The following is a 21,266-nucleotide window of genomic DNA, read 5'->3' as shown; positions in this document are numbered from 1 at the left end:
CTTGAATTCGAGTACGTGCCTACCTCTCGCCTACTTTGCCACGCCCCATGTTGCCACTCACTCGTCGAGGTTTTGACCTCGGTCTTACTCACGCCACCACCCCAAACATGAATCCGGACCACTGGAATCAGGGGTACGCCGTACTCTTGCCCCGTGCTGTGGTACAACATCTAGCTTCGCACGCGAGCGATTTAGCACAAACTGAAGCATTAGTGACTGCCCTACTCGAAGGTGACGAGCTAGACGCAATTTTAGATGCGCTGCCATATCAACAACGACTCGGCGCACAATTCGCCCCAATGGGCAGCATGGTCAATGAAGGGGACGATCAGGAAATCGACACCCTGCTCTATGACGCAATTCAAGGTGAGGACACGGTGGCCGAAGACCTTTGGATGAAGGTGTCATGGCTGTCTTTTTATGATGCCGACGCGTCTCTACGTTTTCGCTTCTCATTTGGCGTTGACCTGGAAGAAGATGTGGCCGCCGACCCCGTTCGGCAACGCTATGCGGCTGAGCTGGCAACCGCTGTGTTTCCGGAATCCGCTGCAATCACCAACAATCTTGCGCTCAGCCAAACCATACGCGACATCGTGCAATGCCAGCGATTTGAATTAGTCGAGCGAATTGTGTATTTCAATGGGCCGGACGGTGGCGCTTACTTACATCATGACCTCGAACGCGGCCACGCGGGCGTTGTGTACGCACAATTGAGCGGCGAAACCTACTGGTTGGCGCTGCCTAAGTTTCAACTGGTGCAGGAAATCCAATCGTTTATAACGCAGCAAGCGTTGCCTGACACCCTAACTTCAGAGGCGCAGGCAACTCTGCGAGACCTGAGTCGTGATGCTGAACAAATTGCAACCGCCCTCGATAGCTTTGCGCACACAGAATTGATCCATTTGATCAACGAAACCGAGGCGTTTGTACAACACCTGATACAGGCCGGTTACGGCTTCCATGTACGAACAGGTGATGTGATTCTGTTACCGCAGGCCGACCAGAATTCCTGCTGCTGGCACACGGTATTTTGCCTTGGCGAGGAAATGGGGCAAGCGCTGTCGTTTGCCATTCGACGCCAGGACTAGCGGCAGCTAATGCGGCTTATCGGCGTCACAGTCCCAGCTTATCGGCGTCACAGTCCCAGCTAAAGTCCGGACTGGCCTGCGCCAACCAGTCAACGAACAAACGAACTCGCGTCGACAGGTGGCGATTTTGCGGAAACACCGCGTAAATACCACGCTCCGGCGTGGTGCGATACCCAGATAACAAGGGGACAAGTTCACCCGCCTCTAAGGCGTCAATTACAGCAAATATCGGTAGCACGGTGACGCCCAGGCCTGCTTTGCACGCAGCCAGCTGCATGGCGGCACTGTTACTGGCAAATGCTTTTTTCATTTTGATCGATCCGGGCTTACCATCTGGATCGACATAATGCCAATCTTCGGATAAGCCGTGCTTGTTGTACAGCAAAGCAGGGACGGTCGACAACTGTTCGACTGTTTCGATCGGCCCAATCTGTTCAAGCAGGCTCGGTGCGATACACAGCAATAAAGGGCAATCGGCCAGCTTGCGGGCAACGAGGCTCGAATCCTTTAACGCGCCAATACGTACCACCACATCGAAGCCCTCGCCAATCACGTCAACCCAGCGATCGTCGAAGTCAACCTCCAACTCAACATCTGGGTACGCCTGTCCAAAGGCGGCAATGGGTTCTGCCAGATATTTGGTCCCAAATGCCATCGGCGCATTCACCTTGAGCTTTCCGGTGGGGCAGGCCTTGAGTTCCTGCACCATCTGTTCGGCCTCACTCAGATCATCAATGGCTTTCTCGACGCGTTCAAAATACACCGCACCCTCTTCAGTCAAGGATACTTGGCGCGTGGTGCGATACAGCAGCTTTACACCGAGATGTTCTTCCAATGCCTGAACCTGTTTACTCACGGCAGGACTCGACAAACCGAGTGCACGTGCAGCGGCCGCGAAACTGCCCGACTTCACGACCTGCACGAACATCTGGATACGCGAAACAACCATCTATTAGTAACCACAAGTTAACAATCATTTAAGTAGACGCCATATTATCAATCCATATGCAAATAGCTATAGTCTTTACTCCAAATTAACTTATCGGAGTATCACCATGCAGACACCCACTCACGCCGCCGGTGCACTACTGTTGCGTCTAACACTAGGCATCACACTATTTGCACACGGACTATTAAAACTAGTGATCTTCACTCCAGCGGGCACAGCTGGTTATTTTGCCAGTTTGGGTATCCCGGAAGTATTTGCCTACCTGACCATCTTTGGCGAAGTGGTTGGCGGCGCGGCATTAATGATCGGCGTTTATACACGCCTTGCTGCGATTGCATCACTGCCAATCTTGATTGGCGCCACCTGGGTACATGCAGGTAATGGTTGGGTTTTCAGTAGTGAAGGCGGCGGTTGGGAATTTCCACTTATGCTGGTGGTGCTGGCAATCACAGTCGCACTGTTGGGACCAGGTGCAGCCGCAGTCAAACGCATACCGGGACTGGATTTACTGATTCCAACCCCTCTGAAAGACTGACACCCTCTTTGCTAACAACGAACGGTTAAACATATACGAGGCAGAAATGATTACACCTATTCCATACGAAACACTGGGGCACGCGGATCATGGCTGGTTAAACGCCCGCCATCATTTCAGCTTCGCCAGTTATTACGATCCGAAACGCATGGGCTTTGGCGCACTGCGCGTGATCAATGACGACATCATCCAGGCAGGCACGGGCTTCGGGCTGCATCCACATCAGAATATGGAAATCATTACCTATGTTCGACAAGGGGCGATCACGCACCGAGACAACCAAGGTAACGAAGGGCGTACCGTCGCCGGTGATGTCCAAGTCATGAGCGCTGGCACCGGCATCTATCATTCTGAATACAACTTGGAGAGTGAAGACACACAGCTCTATCAAATCTGGATTGAACCCAATAAACATGGGGTTCAACCGCGCTGGGACAGTCACGAATTCCCCAAAACCTATGATTCGGGGCTGAGCTTATTGGTGGATGGCAACGGCACTGCGCCGTTACAGATTCACCAGGATGCTTACGTTTACGCTGGCACACTGCAAGCAAACCAGACCATCAAGCAAACCATCAAGCATCAGGCTTACCTATTGGTTTCTAAGGGCAAAATTGAACTCGGTGAGTTTGAACTAAAACAAGGTGATGGTGCGCAGGTCACACACCAAAAGCAAATTAGCATAACCGCGACTGAAGATGCAGAAGTGCTGATACTCGACGTACCAGGCAACTAAACCTATGCCGGGACATCGCATAACCGACAGGAACAACACCATGAAACACATTCTCCATATCGACGCCAGCGCACGCGGCAGCAGCTCGACCACCCGTAATTTCAGCAAACGCATCGTCGATGCATTGTCTGGCAGTGATGGCGTCAAAGTAACACGCCGCAACGCGGGCGCGGAACTGCCATTACTCAATGAATCAATGGTCGAGGCCTACTTCACACCAGAAAGCGACCGCAGTGCAGCGCACCTTGAGGCAATTCGGGAGTCCGATGCCATCACCCAGGAATTACTGCAAGCCGACCTACTCGTCATCGGTGTCCCGATCTACAATTTTTCCGCACCAGCGGCCTTTAAGGCCTGGTGTGATCTGGCGGCGCGCGCCAAAGTCACCTTCGAATACACGGAGACTGGGCCACGTGGTTTGTTGAGCAACAAACAAGCGATCGTGGTGGTGAACTCCGGTGGCACACCCATTGGGAGCGAAATCGACTTTCTCACACCGTGGTTAAGACACTATCTCGCCTTTATGGGAATCAGTGACACCCGCGTACTGACGGTCAGCGATCTTGAACGCGACTTCGACGCGATTGCTGCTGACCTAGTAAACCATACAGAAACGATCGCGGCCTAGCCGAGGTATTATGCTGGTGGGGTCTTATATTCCAGACTCCACTAGAAAATTGTGATTGTAATTTGTCAAAACCGTCCTATATTCAAAGCATGTCGATACTGGTTTCGCTATTGCTGTGGATGATTTTGCTGGCGCTGAGTTGGCCGCTGGCCATTGCCGTTTTGATCCTATGGCCTATTGTTTGGCTTATTTCCCTACCGCTGCGCTTAATCGGCATCACATTAAGCGCAGTATTTACACTGTTTAAATCGATACTCTTGTTGCCGGCTTACTTGCTCGGTTGGCGACCAGCTCCGCGCGCAAACGCTTAAACAACGCGGTACCGCGCTTACTGTTTAGGGCTGGTCAGACGCTGAATCAGCGGCCCAAGTGTGAGACCTTGAACTATGATGGAGAAGACCACCACGATATAGGTCAGAAACAAGATTAAGTCGCGCGCAGGCCCCGCAGGCAAACTCAACGCAAGCGCGACCGAAATCCCACCACGCAAGCCTCCCCAGACCAAAATCTTAACTAAGTGCGGTGCCAACTCGCGCTTTAAACGTATGACCTGAATCGGCAGTCCCACACTCACTACACGCACCAAGACCACCAAAGCAATCATCGGTACAGCGGCCATGGCCCATTGCGCATCAAACGGCATGATCAGCATCTCCAAGCCGATTAATGCGAACAGAATCACATTGAGGATTTCGTCAATCAGCTCCCAAAAATCGTCCACACTCTCTCGCGTACGATCCGACATCGCGTGTTTGCGCATCACGTTGCCGGTCAACAGGCCGGCCACCACCACCGCAATTGGCCCCGAGGTATGTAAGGCCATCGCCAGTGCGTAGCCCCCCATCACCAAGGCCAGAGTAATCAAGACTTCGACTTTGTAGTTGTCGATGGTGTTTAACAAATAGAACCCCAAGCCACCGAGCACCATGCCAAACACGATGCCGCCGACGGCTTCTTCCGCAAAAATCAATGCCACGTTGGCGGCCGTGATATTGTCAGGTTGTTGCAACAACATCAGCAACACCATAAACACGACGACGCCAACCCCATCATTGAACAAGGACTCACCGGCAATCGTGGTTTCCAACTCTTTGCTCACACCCAACCGTTTGACCGTCGCCATCACCGCAATTGGGTCGGTTGGTGAGATCAACGCCCCGAACAGCAGGCAATATAAGTACGGCAATGGTAGGCCACACCATCCTAATAAATAGTAGGTGGCAGTACCGACCAGGAAGGTCGACAGACAAACCCCCACCGTGGCCAAAGACGCGATAACCCAGGTTTGACGACGCAGATCATTTAAATTGACGTGTAAGGCACCGGCAAACAGCAAAAAGCTCAACATGCCCTCCAGCAGCGTCTCATTGAAATCAATGCGTTCAAGCAGGACTTTGGCATCAGTATGATAATCACCCAGCCCAAACAGATTCAACACCACCGCCAGCACTGACACCAGTAAGGCAATCACCATGACGCCGATCGTCGTTGGCAATCCAACAAACCGATCGTTCAGGTAAGCAAACAGCGCCGCGATACTGATTAGCAGAGCAGCGATTTCAATGGTGCTGATCATAAATGTGTCTCTTACAGGAGCTTTTCAATATCATCGCGGATCGCGCTTGGCTTGTCGGTTGAGGCATAACGTTTGACCACATTACCATCACGATCAACCAGAAACTTGGTGAAGTTCCACTTGATTGATTCAGAACCAAGTACGCCGCGCGCTTCCTTCTTCAAATAGGTAAACAGCGGATGCGTATCCTTGCCGTTCACGTCAATCTTGGAGAACATGGGGAATGACACACCGTAGTTAAGTTGACAGAACTCCTGAATTTCACCGTTATCACCCGGGTCTTGTGAGCCAAACTGATTGCAGGGAAAGCCCAATACCATCAAGCCCTTCGGCTCGAGATCTTTGTACAAGGTTTCGAGCCCCTCAAACTGCGGCGTGAATCCACACTTACTCGCCGTATTCACAATTAATAACACTTTGCCTTCAAAATCCGCCAGGCTAATTTCCTCACCCCGGATATTACTTGCTTTGAAATCGTATACTGTCACTCTAAATCTCCCGATTCTCTCGAATTCCGTAACTTAAATAATGCTCGATCGCTGCTTGCTCGGTCGCAATTCCGGCCGCGGTTAGGTCGTCATGCAGAGTTAGGTACCGCTGCCAGTCAAATCCAGCTGGTGCTTCCAGTTTGTAAGGGCGCGCTGGTTTCTCTAATCGCCCAAACTCTAAGTAATGGCGCATAACCAAACGCTCGTTGTAGAACACATCCGGCGTTAAGTCTGGGTTCAAGCGTCGATACATTTGCCAATCCAGGTCATCTGGAATCGCGGCTATCTCGCGGGATGCTGATCGATTGGGTACCGCTTCTGGGTCATAGCCGAACAGCTTGAAATCCTGCGCGTAAATTTGCTGCACAAGTTCGCGCGCCCGCGTGTTCCGATAAAAGTCCTGTGGTTTGGGCGCAAAAACCAGCTCACCCAATTCCGCCACGCTCAGCAACGCGGCATCGGCGTAATCTTCCTCCCCATAAAATGAGGAATTGTGTTTGACGGAATTTTCCAGATGCGCCAACGCTTCAGCCAGCTTGGCCTTGTCGCGCTTGAACACCCGCTTAAACACGCGTTTGGTGTGTTTTTTAAAGTCACCAATATCGCCGTAGTACTGGACTCCGAATGCGTAATCTGGCTTTTGACCCAGCCACTTGTAACGTCGATTTTTTGTGGTCACGATGGTGCCGGCAAACCCAAAGTGCGACTGACTCTGGACATGCTCATCGCGGTGCCCTTCTGGCACGGTGCTCAAGTATTCCAGGAACTCGATAAAATTATCCGGCAACCCGGATGCAGGTGGAAACTCCCCCAACATGCGTTGCATACCGCTGTTTTTGGCGTAGACATACTGGTCAAGATACGCGCTCACGATACGCAGGTAAGGATTGCGCGTAATCGTATACGTAAAGTACTCACTGTAGTCCTTGCCGTCGACGTAGGGCTGAACCTCATGCAGATTATGATAGTCGTCGAGCTGTGCGCGCTGTGCCTCACTTAACTCGTCGTGATGCACATCCAAGTACAACATGCGCAATGAGGTACACCCCGATTTGGCTGAATACAGCAGAATGTATTTATATTTGTCGTTAACAACCGGGATCATGTCAGCCGCCGGTCGCGCTCATGTGTCGCATTATGGTGATGTCCTTGGGATCAAACTCATGTCGTTCAGGTTTACGCTGCATGGCGTCAATGATCGAGGCTTCGAGCGCGTCGGGATTATCGCGCAGGATGGCGCGCAAATCCAAAGAATGTTCGTTGCCAAGACACAATAACAATTGCCCTTCGGCGGTGATGCGCACTCGGTTGCAGGACGCGCAGAAGTTGTTGGTCATAGGTGAAATAAACCCAACATGAGTACGCGTATTGGCGAGCTGAAAGTTACGCGCCGGCCCGGCATTGGGGTCATGCTTTGAACTTGGCTGTAAGGCATACACCGCTGCCAGCTGTTGCTGGACCGACTGATTGTCTAAGGCCGTAGAGAGTCGTTGCGCACTGCTGATCCGTCCTAGGGGCATCTCCTCAATAAAGGCGATATCCAACTCATTGCGTACCGCATAGTCTGTGAGCGACAGAACCTCATCATCATTGACACCATTGAGCACCACCACGTTCAGTTTGATGCGCTCGAATCCCGCCAGCTTGGCTGCCTCAATGCCAGCGAGTACGTCATCCAGGCGCCCAAATCGCGTTAAGCTCGAGAATCGCTCAGGCCGCAAACTGTCAATGCTGATATTCAAACGTGCGACACCGGCAGCCCGTAGATCGGCGGCATGTTGTCCCAACAGAACGCCATTGGTGGTCATCACCAACTCGCGTAAGCCTGTCAACTTGGCGATGTTCGACGCCAGTTGCACCACGCCATTACGCACCAGAGGCTCACCTCCAGTTAAACGAATTTTCTGCACACCCAAGGCCACGAACGCTTCCGCTACACGGGTCATTTCCTCCAGACTCAGCACCTTGGATTTAGGCAAGAAGGTCATGTCTTCAGCCATGCAGTAGGTGCAGCGTAGATTGCACCGATCCGTCACCGACAGTCGCAAATAGCGCACGGTACGACCAAAACTGTCGACTAGCCCATGACTCATAACATGGCCTCGCGGATCGGCAAAAAGTCCACCGTGTCTCCAACGTTAATGGCTTGATCAATTGGCTGTCGCACCAAACCGTCGGCCCAGGACAGCGACGACATCACGCCGCTGCTCATGTTAGCGAACGGGCGAGCAACCGTTTGCCCGTTCGCGGTCGAGACCAATTGCACTCGTAAATAATCTTCTCGCGTGGTGACTGGCCGACTGAAATCTGCCACCACCTTCATGGCAACCAACGAGGTTGATGTTTGCCCTTGCCGCGCGCGCAAAAGCACCGTGGCCAACAACTGAAAAACCACAAACGCCGACACGGGGTTGCCCGGCAGGCCTAAAAACGGCGTATCGGCAACCCGGCCAAACGCCACCGGCTTGCCGGGTTTCATTTGCACTTTCCAAAGCTCAAGCTCCCCAGTGGCTTCCACCGCCGGGCGCACATGATCTTCTTCACCAACCGACACACCGCCGCTGCTCAAAATGACATCGGCCGATGCCGCAGCATCCAGTAACGCGCTGGTGGTGTGCGCCAGGGTATCCGCGACGCAGCGCGTCTCGATCACCTGATAGCCCATTTGCCGGCACAAGCAAGCGAGCAATACGCGATTCGAATTGTAGATTTGCCCCGGTTTCAAAGGTTGCCCCGGGTCGACCAACTCATCCCCGGTCGACAAAATAGCCACGCGTAGTGGACGAAAAACGTCCAGCTCCGCACGCCCAACCGACGCCAACAAACTCAGGTCGATCGCGTTCAGGCGTTTGCCTTGTGTCACCACAATGGCACCTTGCGCAATATCCTGCCCTTGTGGACGGATATTCGCGCCCGGACTCACCGACTGAAGTACCGTTACCCGTTCTTCATCGTAGTCACAGTTTTCTTGAATCACCACCGCATCCGCGCCAGCCGGAATCTCGCCACCGGTAAAGATACGGGCGGCAGTGCCGCGAACAAGCGGTGCCGGCGCAACGCCAGCCGGAATTCGTTGTGATACCGCCAATGTGGACTGCGTTGCCAAATCGGCCGCGGCCACGGCAAAACCGTCCATCGCACTGTTGGCATGCGGCGGAATATCGATTTCTGAAACAATATTGCTTGCGCACACCAGTCCTAGCGCCTGGCCAAGCGGCACCGACTCTCGGGCCGTCAGAGGCGTGATCCGCTGTTGGATTAAGGCTTGAACCTCGGCGACGGTAATCATTTTCCCGCGCGTGTGTGCGACACGAAATTGCAGGGCTTGAATCGGCTGTCGAGCTGTTCACGCAAAATCCCTTCCCAAGCGGTGCGACAGGCACCGGTCGAGCCGGGTAGACAGAACACAACCGTTTGGTTAGCCATACCGCCAACCGCGCGCGACTGCACAGTGGACGTACCAATATCGGCGAGCGAGAGGTGCCGAAACAGCTCGCCAAAACCATCGATTTGCTTGTCGAACAATGGCGTCAGTGCCTCAGGTGTACTGTCTCGCCCAGTAAACCCAGTGCCGCCAGTGGTGATGATCGCATGGACTGCCGGATCCGCAATCCAGGCCGACACTACCGCGCGCATTTGATAAATGTCGTCCTTCACCAAGACACGGTGAGCTAATTGATGGCCCGCCTCGCCGAGTTGTTCGACCAAGTACTGACCAGATGTATCGCTATTCAGATCACGCGTATCCGAAACGGTCAGTACCGCAACCGACAATGGAATAAAAGGTTTACTGCTTGTCATGGGAGGAGTCATGGTTAGTCGATAAGTTCTGCCAGCGCTGCGCGGCTTGCTGATCTTTACGCTTCAAGCCAAGCCAGTGTGTCCCGCGTGCACCGACTTCCTTTTTCCAAAACGGCGCATCGGTTTTTAAGAAATCCATAATATACTGCGCCGCGTCAAACGCCGCACGTCGATGACTGGCTGCCACCAGTACCAGCACAATGTGTTCGTTCGCCAGAATTTTTCCCACTCGGTGCACCACGTGTGCATGATCGATTTCGAAACGACGCATGGCTTCGGTAATAATCGACTCACAGATGGACTCAGTCATCCCCGGATAGTGCTCGAGCTCTAAATGCGTTATCTGTGCATCGTCCCCCACTTGATACAGATCACGCACCAGCCCGGTGAACATCACTAATGCCCCCGCGTGCGGTGCAGCAACCCTTACTTTCTGATAATACGGTTCAGGCTCAAAAGGCGAATCGACGATTTCAAACATACTTAGCCACCCGACACCGGAGGCAGAATCCCCACTTCCGCACCATCGTGTAATGGTGCCTCCCAGCCAGCATAACGCTGATCGACTGAAATCATCGCACTCTGATCGTCCAACGCCTCAATTAAGGCCGATGGCGCATACGGGGTCAGCCCGTCCAGCAGGTCACCTGTGGTCCGCATTACGCCAATCGGTATTTCCAGCGTATCGGTGCCCGCCAACTCGCGCAGATGCGCAAACAGTCTGACTTTAATCATTCGACTCAACCTCATTTGCAAACCAGTCACCGGATTTACCGCCCCGCTTTTCCAGCAGCCGAGTGGACTCAATGACGATGCCTTTGTCTAACGCTTTGCACATATCATAGATCGTGAGCGCCGCCACGGAGGCTGCGGTTAGCGCTTCCATTTCGACGCCAGTTTGACCGCTGGTGCGACACCGTGCGCGTACCAGCAAACCACACCGCACGGATGTTTCAAACGGTTCGATATCCAGACTAACATTACTCAATGGTAAAGGGTGACACAACGGAATCAGGTCACTGCACTTCTTGGCCGCCATAATGCCCGCAATACGTGCTGTCGCATACACATCGCCTTTGCTGAGCTGTTCAGACTGAATTTGCCGCAGAACCTCAGCACTCAGCATCACACGAGACTCGGCCAAGGCTTCGCGGGTCGTGATCGCTTTGGCAGAGACATCCACCATGTGCGCTTCGCCCTTAGCATTTAAATGAGAAAAGTCGTTCATCGCAGCAATGCTACTGAAAAGGGGCAAGCGACACAATAAAACTGTTCTGATGATTCAGTAAATAAATGAATGGGACGGTGCTGAGACCACGGATACCGTCAACCCACCCGCTCGCGCCGCCAAGCCTAATTAAAGATTATTAAAAATCTATTTATTATGCCTCTCACTTATAATGAAAATTATCCTGTATATAGCAAACTATTCTTAAAATAATCGAGTCGCTTGGTTTACAAACGCTATGCACGCCTATACTCTTTGCGGCTTGTTGAGTGCGCTCTCTGGCTGTCTTAGCTGAGGTCGCCACAGTTGAAAATCGATCCCCTGATCGACATCATGTGTAACAGTAGAAAGAGAGTTTCATGGCAGCAAATATTCGCGAAGTAGAAGTCTTATCCGTACATCATTGGAACGACACCCTGTTCAGTTTCACCACCACACGTGATCCCGGCTTCCGATTCTTAAATGGTCAATTCATCATGATCGGTCTTGAAGTTGATGGCAAGCCTTTGATGCGCGCATACAGTATCGCCAGTGCCAATTACGAAGAGCATATGGAGTTCTTCAGCATCAAGGTACAAGATGGCCCACTGACCTCGCGCCTGCAAAAAATTAAGCCTGGCGACAAACTCCTGACCAGCACTAAACCCACTGGCACACTGCTGGTCGATAACCTCAAACCTGGCAAACACCTGTATCTGCTGGCCACGGGAACAGGCTTGGCACCCTTTATGAGTGTGATCAAAGATCCCGAGGTGTACGAGCGGTTCGACAAAGTCATTTTGACACACGGCGTGCGTGAAGTGTCTGAACTGGCGTATCAGGAAACCATTCAAGAACTGCCGGAGAACGAATTCTTTGGCGAGATGGTACAAGGCAAGTTACTGTACTACCCAACCGTAACGCGTGAAGAGTTTCACACCCAAGGGCGACTGACTGATGCACTCACTTCCGGAGCCTTGGCAGAGAAAGTCGGTCTACCACCAGTTAATGTTGCTGACGATCGTTTCATGCTGTGCGGCAGCCCATCTATGTTAAAAGACTTTTGCCAAATCCTAGATGGCATGGGTTTCAAAGAAACCATCCGATCAGATATTGGTGAATACGTCATCGAACGTGCATTCGTGGAAACCTAAAGCCGCACAATGGCGCACTGCCCGGCCTAGGTCAGTGCGCCCCAACTGCCTCACCAACTACAACACCGGCAAACGCATCCGCACGGGCGACGATTTCACGATCGCCGTATTACTCTCAGCAAGATCGTGAAACGGATCGAGCAATACATCCAATTCTGCAATGGATCTCAGCGCCAGCCGAGCAATAAAACAATCGTCCCCGGTGACCTTATCGCATTGCGTAAATCTGCGTTGCTGCACAATCATCTCTTCAACTTTTTTCAGCGCGCCCGGTCGCGGCTTTAACCTGACAATGGCTTCCAAGTGATATCCGAGCTTTTCTGGGTTGACGACCGCCTGATAGTGTTGAATGACCCCACGCTGCTCAAGGCGCCGCAGTCGTTCCGTTACCGCTGGCGCTGACATCGACACGCGATCTGCCAGCTCGGTAATACTGATTCGCCCGTCACGCAATACCGCACGCACAATCTGCATATCAATGTCATCCACAGCCAAAACCTCTATTAATACTTATATTCACCAGTAATAACTTATATTTTTAGGCTAAACAACTAGTTTACCTAATTTTTATTATTTAATACGCGCGCCACGCCTCCTATACTGCCTATCTGTTCACAGTCAACTGGAGCGCGTATGCAGCCACATAGAATTTCAGCCTTCTCAATCAACCAGCAAGGCGGCAACCCTGCCGGCGTCGTCATTCAAGAAGCACTGCCCAACACGGAGAGTATGCAGGCTCTGGCAACAGAGCTGGGTTACTCAGAGACAGTTTTCGCAGCGCCCATACCGCAAGCTGACACCTGGCGTGTGCGCTACTTTTCGCCGGAAAATGAAGTGCCATTTTGCGGTCATGCGACCATTGCTCTGGGGGTCGCACTGGCAGAGCGTCTGGGCGCCGGCTCGTACCCACTCGTGCTCAATGAAGGCCAGATTGAAGTCTCTGGGCGAGAGGACAATGGCATCCTAAGCGCAGCGTTAAGCTCACCAGCAACGCGTAGTAAAACGCTGAGCGCACGACAGATCACCGACACGCTGGCCCTATTTGGCTACACCACGAACGAGCTTGATTCGCGCATTAAACCCGCACACATTTTCGCTGGGGCAGATCATCAGGTATTCGCATTGCAAGATCGAACTAGTTTGTCGAAAATGGACTACGATCTGGAGGCGGGTCGTGAGTTCATGCTGGATAACGGACTGGTGACCGTGATGTTTGTCGTACAGGATTCCGCGACACGATTTTACGCGCGCAACGCATTTGCCTCGGGCGGGGTACTGGAAGACCCGGCCACCGGTGCTGCAGCGGCAGCCTTTATGGGCTATCTACGCGACACCGATCAAACTGATGCATCACAGATCGAGATTTTACAAGGTCAGGACATGGGGCAGTCTTCACGGATTCAAGTTGATGCCACCACCGTCAAAGGATCACCTGTGGTCGTTAGCGGTGCGGCGCACCACCTGGACTAAACAGTCTGTGCCTCAGTCGCTGAATACGCGATTAATCCAAGCACCAATAGCTCGGATCTGCGGCAGAATTACATTATGCTCCATGGGGTACTCATGCCACTCAACCTGATATCCCAAGGCTTGCAAGTGTGTCACGCTGCCAGCTCCCAGCGCCAATGGCACCACCGGGTCACTCGTACCGTGACTGGCAAAGATTGGCGTATTGAGATTTTCACCAGATTGCTCGGCCTCGGATTGCTCCATAAACGGCAAGTAGGTCGACAATGCCAGAATGCCGCCGAGTCTGTACTGGCTGCGGATAGCGGTAAAATACGCGACCGCGCCACCCTGTGAAAACCCGGCAACAATAATATTCTCACTCGGAACGCCGGCGTCAATTTGCGCCTGAATCAATCCATCAAGCGTGGCTTGCGACTCTGCCATGCCGACCGCGTCCTGTTTATCTTTGATGTCCATTCCTTTGATATCGTACCAGCCCGGCATCGGCATGCCACCATTGATGGTGATGGGCCGCACAGGGGCCTGCGGAAACACAAACCGTATCGCGGGTTGATCTGTCAATCCCAGCTCAGGCACCACCGGTGGAAAATCATCTGCTGTGGCGCCCAGACCATGTAACCAGATGACCGCGTGCTTTACATTACCGTTGCCATGTTGAATTTCGATTGTGTTTGATTCGTTACTCATAAGATCTGTTGCCGCGCAACTGGTTTGGGTAAGAAGGATGAATACGAAGAATAGGTTTCGTGCAGATGACATCAGCGACTTTGATCGCTACGGCGCAGTTTGTATCTGACGCGCCAATACAATCGCGGCCAGCTTACTGCGAGCAACCAGACTTTCAATGCTCGAGAATTCGCGCGACGAATGCGCCCCGCCACCATCAACACCAAGACTATCGACGGTTGGTAAACCCGCGTGTTGCGCGATCGAACCATCGGTCCCACCGCCGGAATACACAGTCCCGATCACGGCGTCACCGAGCGACGCCGATATCATCATGATCTCAGCGATTAATGCATCTACAGCTGGGTGCGGTTGCTTTGCGGGGCGATGTAAAACACTCCACATCTCGGTATGCGGCAAATCGGCGAAGCGCTGATTCGAGGTACTGGGTGAATCAACGATCGTCTTAATTTTCGCCTGCAAGCCTTCGCCGGCAGCTTGATCCGGAAACCGCAAATCAATATAGGCATCGGCACACCCAGGAATTGTATTGCGTTTTTCACCACCGCGCATCACACCGGTATTCACCGTCATCTGCTGCGCGTAGTTGGTTAATGACTCAATCGCAATAATCTTGTGCGCTAACTCTAAATTGGCTGACACACCGTCAGCATGGGCTCCGCCCGCATGCGATTCCCGGCCAGTCACTTTAAGGCGAACCTGACCCAGACCTTTGCGAGCCCGTGTCATGCGATTTTCGGTGGTGCCTTCAAAGACCAAACCGATGTCATGCGCTTGCGCCAGCGTTTCTATTAGCGCGCGAGAGTCCAATGAACCAACTTCCTCATCACTGTTAAGCAACACCGTGATGTGTGCGTCCTCCAACATTGCTTCGGTCATCAACGCACGAAGCGCTGTTAACATCACCACAATGCCACCTTTCATATCTGCCACACCAGGACCGCGCAATACGCCGTCAGCGTCGATTTGTAAGGTCTGAAATTCATCTCGCGCAGAGAACACGGTATCCATGTGCCCATTCAAAAATATACGCCGGGCGCCAGGCTTGCCTTTCCGCTCAGCGAGTAAATGGTTGGCCAGCTTTAAAGGGCGACCATCGCAACTAAGGATGACCTGGGGTCGTGCTTCGATGGTTTGTGTAGCAAATCCAAGCTGCTGAAGTTCCGCTTCGAGCACCGCACGATACGCATCGATCCCAGTGACATTGTCGGTTCCAGTATTAATGTCGACGTGCGACTTGAGTTCCGCCACCATTTGAGATTGCTGCGTATCAACCCAGGCAACCATGGCTTGCTCAACGGTCGATAGCACACTTTTCGGCGCAGTCAGCTCATCGCTGAGCACAACCTGGTTGGTACTCAGCGCAAGAATGCCAACCAGTATCCTCGGCAAAGACCATGGCATGACTTAGGCATCCTCAATAGGTTTGATCGCCGCTACCAGCATCGGCAGCATGACCAGATTTGCAATCAATGCGGTGACCATGGCGATGCCAGTTAGAACACCAAAATACATGGTCGGGACAAAATTCGAGAACACCATAATCAAAAATCCCGCGGTGATTACTAGTGTGGTGTAGAACATGGCTTGCCCCACATTCAAAGTGGCCGAATTAATCGCCGCGCGATTGTCCGCTCGCGCCCGCATTTCATCTCGATAGCGGTGCACAAAGTGAATCGAGTTATCGACGGCGATCCCCACGCTGATGGCAGCAATGGTAATTGTCATCAGATCCAGAGGAATCGAGAAAATACCCATGATGCCTAGCACCACGGCAGCAGAAAACACATTTGGAATAATACTGATTAAAGCGAGCTTTACACTGCGAAACAACACTATAAACATTAGAAAGATCACCACAAATACAGTGCCCAGCGTCATAATTTGAGAGTTAAACAACGAATTCAACATATTGTTGTACAGCACCACCATACCTGAAATGTTGATCTGCTCGTCCTGCAAGCCATGCTCCTCGATCAACATAGTACGAATATCACTGATCAGCTGATCTCGGTCCAGCCCCCGGAAAGTCTCAAACACGCGAATGTTAATGTGTGTCTGATTACCGTCTTCTGACAAATACGGATCAATCAAGGTCTTCTTATTGTCGTCCGACAAGACTGTGAGCATAAAGGATAAGTCGATATTATCCATCGGACCTTGATCTCGCAGCCCCTCAAAGACACTCATACTGGTTGCCAAACTCATCACTTTTCCGGTGGCTGGAATGTCATCCAGTGAACGCTGAATCGCTTTAAGCTTGTCTAACCCTTGCTTGTTGAACCAGTACGATGAAATGACGATGTTGTCGCCTGACTCCTCATCTTCAAACTCGTCGAAGAAATCATCGTCCTCGAAGTCGTCCTCGTCCGCTTCCTCCGATGGACTTTCTGAGGCTGACTTGGTGGCTAGAAATTCCGCCGGTGCATCCAGAATGATGTCCATGGGCGTGGTACCACCAAGCTGCTCATCGATCTCTACCATGCCCTGATAAATCTCGGTATCCGGCTTGAAATAGTCGATGAAGCGGTTTTCTACGGTGAGATTAGCGATTCCATAGATTGCCGCCACAGCGATCACGGTAAAGAACAAACTGACTAACACGCCACGCTGGTGCATAGATTGCGCGCCATTTAGAATGAGTTTGCTCAATGGATCGCGATTGTGTTTCACCGCCCGCGGTCGCATCCACACTGCCAATGCCGGAAACAGGGTAAAGGTGGTAATAAATGCCACCACGATGCCCAAACACATGATCCAGCCAAAATCGATGACTGGACGTATGCCGCTCACAATCAGGGACGCAAAAGCAACAATGGTGGTCAGCGCAGTATACAAACACGGTATAAATTTCGAACGCACCGTACTGCTCAACAAGGCGGTTTGATCATGATCTGGGTGCAGCTTAGCCAGCTCACGATACCGTACAATTAAATGGATATTCAGTGACAGTGTGATGATTAACAGCAGCGACAGAAAATTTGATGACACTACGGATATCGGCCAGTTCAACAAACCAAGTAAACACACAATAATGAACCCGGTTGCAGCGCAGTTGATTAAAGGCATCACGATCCAACCGAACTGACGGAATGCGATCGTCAGTATCAGGACGATGACGGCGAGTGCGGCGAGGCCGAACGTCATCACGTCTGCATTTATATATGCCACAGAGTCGGCCACGATCATTGGCAGTCCACCCAAGAACAACTTGGCATTAGCTTCATGCTCTTGCATGATGCCGCGCACCTGAGCAATCATCGCCGCTTGACGAGCTTGTGCCGCATCCGCCTTCACCTGGTGCTCTTTGGTGACTGCCTCGAGCTCGGCCGCCTCCGCCGACGACAATGTACCTTCGGCACGCTTTTCACGCAGCGCGTTGCGCTTGTCCAGCAAAGCCGACACTTCCGCATCCCCAGCTAAAGACATCACAATCGCGGTAGTCGACAGGTCGTCACTAACCAAGAGGTCGCGATATAGAGCACTGCCGGTCAACTCTTGCTTTGCCAAGTCGAGGTCAGTACGCGCGTCGCGAAGCGTCTGTGGATTCGTGGCAAGCTCTGCCAAGGTGACTGGCGGGCTTTGTGTCAGCGGGGCATCGAGAATTGAGATGATCGACTTAACTAGATCCAGTGTTAGCAGTTTTTCACGCAATGCGCCGAGATCATCCAAGGTCGCGCTGGCAAACAAGTCACCATGAGGCTTGTAAGTCACAAGCAATAATTCATCGCCCGCGTATTGGCTGACAACCTCGCGGAAGTACTTCAGCGATTCATCATTTTCCAGCACCAACGAGTCCGACGATGCGTCCAGGCGAAACTCTTTAGCATACGGCGATAAGGCACCGGCAATCAGAATAAAGAGCAGTAACACCCATTTTGCATGGCGAAAAACCAGGGTGTCGTAAAGAGAATTTGATTGAGACATATGATGTGATCGGAAAAGGCACTCGATACCTGAGTGGCTGCTATAAACGTGTGAGAATAACGAAATCCCGAGGGAAAGTCTTGATCGAAAAGATTATCCGCTCAATCAAATAGCAAGGCCAGCGATTGCAGTCACAATCGCTGGCCCTTTGGGAATCTGATGTGATTATTTCGCTTGCATAGTGAATTCGCCTTCGATTTCCACTTTAACATCGGCACCGATATTGGGTGCGTAATTACTTAAGCCCCAAACCGTGCGGTCAATGGTGGTAACAGCAGAAAATCCAATCAACGGCACCTTCTTAAATGGGTGACTCGGCGTGAAACCGTTCAATTTTGCGTCCAAAGTCACTGGGTGCGTGTTACCCATCAAGGTCAAATCACCTTCGATCGTAAAGGTATTATCTTCCGCCAAGGCACTGACCTTTTTAGAAACAAAGTTGATGGTCGGGAACTCGCCACCTTTGAACCATTCCATCGACAGTTTTTTATTGAAGTCTTCTTTTTCTGGAAATGGGAACGCCGTCTCCAGCGAATCAACTTGGATCTCAACGTCGACCGAGCTCTTAGTAAAGTCCTGAGTATCCAACACCAGGTCCGCATCGAAGTTTTCAAAGCGGCCGATATAGGTTGAAAAACCCAGATGGCTGACTTTCCACAGTACACTGGCGTGAGTCAGATCGAGATCATAGGCGCCAGATGGCATCTCACTGAGTGATGCAGCCATGCTGTTGGAGAAAGGAACCATCATGACCGCCGTCAATGCGATCAATACTTTTCGACGCAAGGTATTTTTTATGTTCATAAAGCCTTTTCTGTGTGGTGTTTGGTTATACGAAGACCGACCATTGTACTCCTTAACAAGTGAACGAGAGGTATTACAAATTTGACAGGTTCACAGGTTTTGCACGACCTCTTTGCTTGGCGGCAATACTGTCGCAATGTCATTCTTGCCGCGGCGGCCAACTCGAGCACATTCGATGTGTCAGTCGCCCCACATAAAGCGCCAAGCCCGTCGATTCCTAATTATTTGGTTACACGGGCGAACCGTACACCTCAGTCGCGGGTACCCCCGACTGAGGTGAGGTGGGTCAACTACCGATAAATTGCGTGTCTGCCATCTGTACGAACGTATCGTCCAATTCAGCCACGAGATCGAATTTGGCAATCGCAGTGGGCAGTTCGTATTTAAAGAAGAACTTACAAGCCGCCAGCTTCCCGTGATAGAAAGGTTGATCGTGCGCACCACTCTTGGCCAAGCCATCGAGCGCGGCCTGCGCTTGTTTTAACCACATCCAGGCAATCACAACATGCCCCATCGCATCAAGGAACGCGGTTGCATTGGCAAGGGCCAGTGTCATATCAGGGGCCTTACCTATCGCCCCCAACGTTGCCTCTACTTTAGACAAAGCCGCTGCAAGCTGTTGGCAGTAATCACCTAATTCAGGATGAGACTGCGCCGCAGTGAGGCTCTGCTGAATCTCTTCGGCCAGAGCTTTTAATGCCGCCCCGTCGTGCATCCGCACTTTGCGACCCAAAATATCCAGGCCGTGTATCGCGTGCGTGCCTTCGTGAATATGATTCAAGCGATTATCTCGATAGTAGCGCTCAACTGGGTATTCGCGAGTATAACCGTAACCACCCAAAATCTGGATCGCCAGCTTGTTGGCTTCGAGACAAAATTCCGACGGCCAGGATTTACAGATCGGCGTCAACAAGTCCAATAGCAACGCGGCACGCGTTCGCTCAGCATCAGTGGTCGCCAGTTTCTGCTCATCCAGTAATTTAGCCGAATACAGGATCAGCGCCTGCGCGCCTTCAACATAGGCTTTTTGAGTGAGCAGCATGCGTTTTACATCCGCGTGCTCCGAAATCATCACCATTGGCGTATTCGGATCTTTATTGGTTAGATGTCGACCCTGAGGTCGATTACGGGCGTAGTCCAGCGAGTACAAATAACCACCTAAGCCAATTACCGTGGCCGCAGCACCAACCCCAATCCGTGCTTCGTTCATCATGTGAAACATGTTTGCCAGACCCTGGTTTTCCTCGCCAACCAGGTAACCGATGGTGTCGCCGCTCTCACCAAAATTTAATAGACAGTTGGTGGTGCCACGGTGCCCCATTTTATGATTCAGGCCAGCCAGGGCGATATTGTTGTTGTCACCGATGGTACCGTCATCGTTCACGCGATGCTTGGGTACCAGAAACAATGAGATGCCTTTTACCCCTGCCGGACCACCAGGAACTTTCGCCAATACCATGTGAATGATGTTATCGGTCATTTCATGATCGCCACCCGAAATCCACATCTTCGTGCCGGTTATTCGATAACTGCCATCGGGTTGCTTTTCAGCCTTGGTGCGAATATCCGCCAACGAGGAACCCGCTTGCGGCTCGGACAAGCACATGGTGCCGAACCACTCGCCTTCGACCAGTTTGGGTAGATACTTTGCTTTAAGCGGCTCCGAACCGCAAGCATGCAGCATATTCGCGACACCTTGCGTTAGAAAGGCATAGCTGGACACACCGGTATTGGCAGTCACAAACATCCCGTTCAATGCCTGATGCACAACCCAAGGCAATTGCATACCGCCAAGATCCTGGTCATAGCCAGTGAGGAACAAACCCGCGTCGCGGTACGCCGCCAGAGCCTGTTTCACCTCGGGTATGATCTCGACCTTACCATCGACGTATTTAGGCTCGTTTTCATCCAAGTGACCGGCAAACGGTTGAAACTGTTCTTCCGCAACCGACTGTGCCAGGTCGAGAATCGCAGCGATGGCCTCGCGGTCATAATCCTGATAACGCTCAGTGGCGAGGATTGAATCCAAGCCCAGCGTTTCATACATCAAAAAGTCCAGGTCGCGTCGATTAATAATGGTAGACATACATTCTTCTCACTGAATTCGAAATTAAAGCTCGGGCCATTATTGTAAAAACTCGACTCGCCAGCGCCTATGACATTTCACACCAACTTATGTGCGAGTCTTGACCTTTTCACCGCCAACAAGTGTGCGA

The 21,266-nt window shown here is 51.9% G+C and carries 23 protein-coding genes; 7 read left to right on the top strand and 16 right to left on the bottom strand.

Annotation, left to right across the window (positions count from 1 at the left end; translation table 11 throughout):
- The first annotated feature begins 47 nt into the window (after positions 1-47).
- Complete coding sequence (locus IE055_RS08130; RefSeq protein WP_189399656.1) at positions 48-1,088, top strand: hypothetical protein; 1,041 nt, start codon at positions 48-50, stop codon at positions 1,086-1,088.
- A 25-nt stretch (positions 1,089-1,113) separates the two neighbouring features.
- On the opposite strand, the gene IE055_RS08125 is transcribed toward IE055_RS08130, so the two are convergent.
- Positions 1,114-2,037 (bottom strand): LysR family transcriptional regulator, encoded by a 924-nt coding sequence (locus tag IE055_RS08125; protein WP_189399654.1) that lies wholly within the window; start codon positions 2,035-2,037, stop codon positions 1,114-1,116.
- A 106-nt stretch (positions 2,038-2,143) separates the two neighbouring features.
- Between IE055_RS08125 and IE055_RS08120 the strand changes: the two genes are divergently transcribed.
- The 4 genes from IE055_RS08120 to IE055_RS08105 all read left to right on the top strand — a co-directional run bounded on the left by IE055_RS08120 (position 2,144) and on the right by IE055_RS08105 (position 4,247).
- Positions 2,144-2,572, top strand: coding sequence for a DoxX family protein (locus IE055_RS08120; RefSeq protein ID WP_189399652.1), 429 nt, complete (start codon positions 2,144-2,146; stop codon positions 2,570-2,572).
- Between the two features lie 46 nt (positions 2,573-2,618).
- Entirely contained in the window at positions 2,619-3,308 is a 690-nt protein-coding gene (locus tag IE055_RS18000; protein WP_189399649.1) for a pirin family protein, read from the top strand.
- Positions 3,309-3,348: 40 nt separating this feature from the next.
- On the top strand, positions 3,349-3,936 hold the full coding sequence (locus tag IE055_RS08110; protein WP_189399647.1) for an FMN-dependent NADH-azoreductase: 588 nt from the start codon (positions 3,349-3,351) through the stop codon (positions 3,934-3,936).
- 89 nt (positions 3,937-4,025) lie between these two features.
- Complete coding sequence (locus IE055_RS08105; RefSeq protein WP_189399645.1) at positions 4,026-4,247, top strand: hypothetical protein; 222 nt, start codon at positions 4,026-4,028, stop codon at positions 4,245-4,247.
- A 17-nt stretch (positions 4,248-4,264) separates the two neighbouring features.
- Here the strand turns inward: IE055_RS08105 and IE055_RS08100 are convergent, their stop codons facing one another.
- Genes IE055_RS08100 through moaC form a run of 9 tightly spaced genes read right to left on the bottom strand, consistent with a single transcriptional unit; the run spans position 4,265 to position 11,029 of the window.
- The gene (locus IE055_RS08100; protein ID WP_229794198.1) at positions 4,265-5,512 is read right to left on the bottom strand and encodes a cation:proton antiporter; all 1,248 of its coding nucleotides are present in this window, start codon (positions 5,510-5,512) and stop codon (positions 4,265-4,267) included.
- A gap of 11 nt (positions 5,513-5,523) precedes the next feature.
- Entirely contained in the window at positions 5,524-6,000 is a 477-nt protein-coding gene (locus tag IE055_RS08095; protein ID WP_189399643.1) for a glutathione peroxidase, read from the bottom strand.
- A gap of 1 nt (position 6,001) precedes the next feature.
- Complete coding sequence (locus IE055_RS08090) at positions 6,002-7,105, bottom strand: sulfotransferase family 2 domain-containing protein (protein WP_189399640.1); 1,104 nt, start codon at positions 7,103-7,105, stop codon at positions 6,002-6,004.
- 1 nt (position 7,106) lies between these two features.
- Positions 7,107-8,093 (bottom strand): GTP 3',8-cyclase MoaA, encoded by a 987-nt coding sequence (moaA, locus tag IE055_RS08085; RefSeq protein WP_189399639.1) that lies wholly within the window; start codon positions 8,091-8,093, stop codon positions 7,107-7,109.
- A complete protein-coding gene (locus IE055_RS08080; RefSeq protein WP_189399637.1) occupies positions 8,090-9,289 on the bottom strand; it encodes a molybdopterin molybdotransferase MoeA in 1,200 nt (399 codons plus the stop codon). Before IE055_RS08080 ends, moaA begins: the two co-directional genes overlap by 4 nt.
- On the bottom strand, positions 9,286-9,801 hold the full coding sequence (gene moaB, locus IE055_RS08075; RefSeq protein WP_189399635.1) for a molybdenum cofactor biosynthesis protein B: 516 nt from the start codon (positions 9,799-9,801) through the stop codon (positions 9,286-9,288). The genes IE055_RS08080 and moaB overlap by 4 nt, the downstream gene beginning before the upstream one ends.
- Positions 9,788-10,282: a molybdenum cofactor biosynthesis protein MoaE gene (locus IE055_RS08070; protein WP_189399633.1), complete on the bottom strand. Its 495-nt coding sequence runs from the start codon at positions 10,280-10,282 to the stop codon at positions 9,788-9,790. Before IE055_RS08070 ends, moaB begins: the two co-directional genes overlap by 14 nt.
- A gap of 2 nt (positions 10,283-10,284) precedes the next feature.
- Positions 10,285-10,536: a MoaD/ThiS family protein gene (locus IE055_RS08065; protein ID WP_189399631.1), complete on the bottom strand. Its 252-nt coding sequence runs from the start codon at positions 10,534-10,536 to the stop codon at positions 10,285-10,287.
- Positions 10,529-11,029: a cyclic pyranopterin monophosphate synthase MoaC gene (gene moaC / locus IE055_RS08060; RefSeq protein ID WP_189399629.1), complete on the bottom strand. Its 501-nt coding sequence runs from the start codon at positions 11,027-11,029 to the stop codon at positions 10,529-10,531. The genes IE055_RS08065 and moaC overlap by 8 nt, the downstream gene beginning before the upstream one ends.
- A gap of 359 nt (positions 11,030-11,388) precedes the next feature.
- Between moaC and IE055_RS08055 the strand changes: the two genes are divergently transcribed.
- Positions 11,389-12,162: a ferredoxin--NADP reductase gene (locus IE055_RS08055; RefSeq protein WP_189399627.1), complete on the top strand. Its 774-nt coding sequence runs from the start codon at positions 11,389-11,391 to the stop codon at positions 12,160-12,162.
- A 57-nt stretch (positions 12,163-12,219) separates the two neighbouring features.
- On the opposite strand, the gene IE055_RS08050 is transcribed toward IE055_RS08055, so the two are convergent.
- Positions 12,220-12,651, bottom strand: coding sequence for an Lrp/AsnC family transcriptional regulator (locus tag IE055_RS08050; RefSeq protein ID WP_229794197.1), 432 nt, complete (start codon positions 12,649-12,651; stop codon positions 12,220-12,222).
- Positions 12,652-12,795: 144 nt separating this feature from the next.
- On the opposite strand from IE055_RS08050, the gene IE055_RS08045 reads away from it, so the two are divergent.
- Positions 12,796-13,632 (top strand): PhzF family phenazine biosynthesis protein, encoded by an 837-nt coding sequence (locus IE055_RS08045; protein ID WP_189399625.1) that lies wholly within the window; start codon positions 12,796-12,798, stop codon positions 13,630-13,632.
- Positions 13,633-13,644: 12 nt separating this feature from the next.
- Here the strand turns inward: IE055_RS08045 and IE055_RS08040 are convergent, their stop codons facing one another.
- The 5 genes from IE055_RS08040 to IE055_RS08020 all read right to left on the bottom strand — a co-directional run bounded on the left by IE055_RS08040 (position 13,645) and on the right by IE055_RS08020 (position 21,136).
- Positions 13,645-14,319: an alpha/beta hydrolase gene (locus tag IE055_RS08040; protein ID WP_189399623.1), complete on the bottom strand. Its 675-nt coding sequence runs from the start codon at positions 14,317-14,319 to the stop codon at positions 13,645-13,647.
- Between the two features lie 87 nt (positions 14,320-14,406).
- Positions 14,407-15,723, bottom strand: a complete 1,317-nt coding sequence (locus tag IE055_RS08035; RefSeq protein WP_189399622.1) for a M20 family metallopeptidase — start codon at positions 15,721-15,723, stop codon at positions 14,407-14,409.
- A 3-nt stretch (positions 15,724-15,726) separates the two neighbouring features.
- Positions 15,727-18,246, bottom strand: a complete 2,520-nt coding sequence (locus IE055_RS08030) for an efflux RND transporter permease subunit (RefSeq protein ID WP_189399619.1) — start codon at positions 18,244-18,246, stop codon at positions 15,727-15,729.
- A 165-nt stretch (positions 18,247-18,411) separates the two neighbouring features.
- The gene (locus tag IE055_RS08025; RefSeq protein ID WP_189399617.1) at positions 18,412-19,050 is read right to left on the bottom strand and encodes a YceI family protein; all 639 of its coding nucleotides are present in this window, start codon (positions 19,048-19,050) and stop codon (positions 18,412-18,414) included.
- A 286-nt stretch (positions 19,051-19,336) separates the two neighbouring features.
- The gene (locus IE055_RS08020) at positions 19,337-21,136 is read right to left on the bottom strand and encodes an acyl-CoA dehydrogenase (RefSeq protein ID WP_189399615.1); all 1,800 of its coding nucleotides are present in this window, start codon (positions 21,134-21,136) and stop codon (positions 19,337-19,339) included.
- Positions 21,137-21,266: the final 130 nt, after the last annotated feature.

It is taken from the genome of Arenicella chitinivorans (assembly GCF_014651515.1).
GTDB classification, from domain to species: Bacteria; Pseudomonadota; Gammaproteobacteria; order Arenicellales; family Arenicellaceae; genus Arenicella; species Arenicella chitinivorans.
The sequence above is the reverse complement of the archived record's forward strand: the minus strand, read 5'-3'. Positions and strand labels throughout refer to the sequence as shown.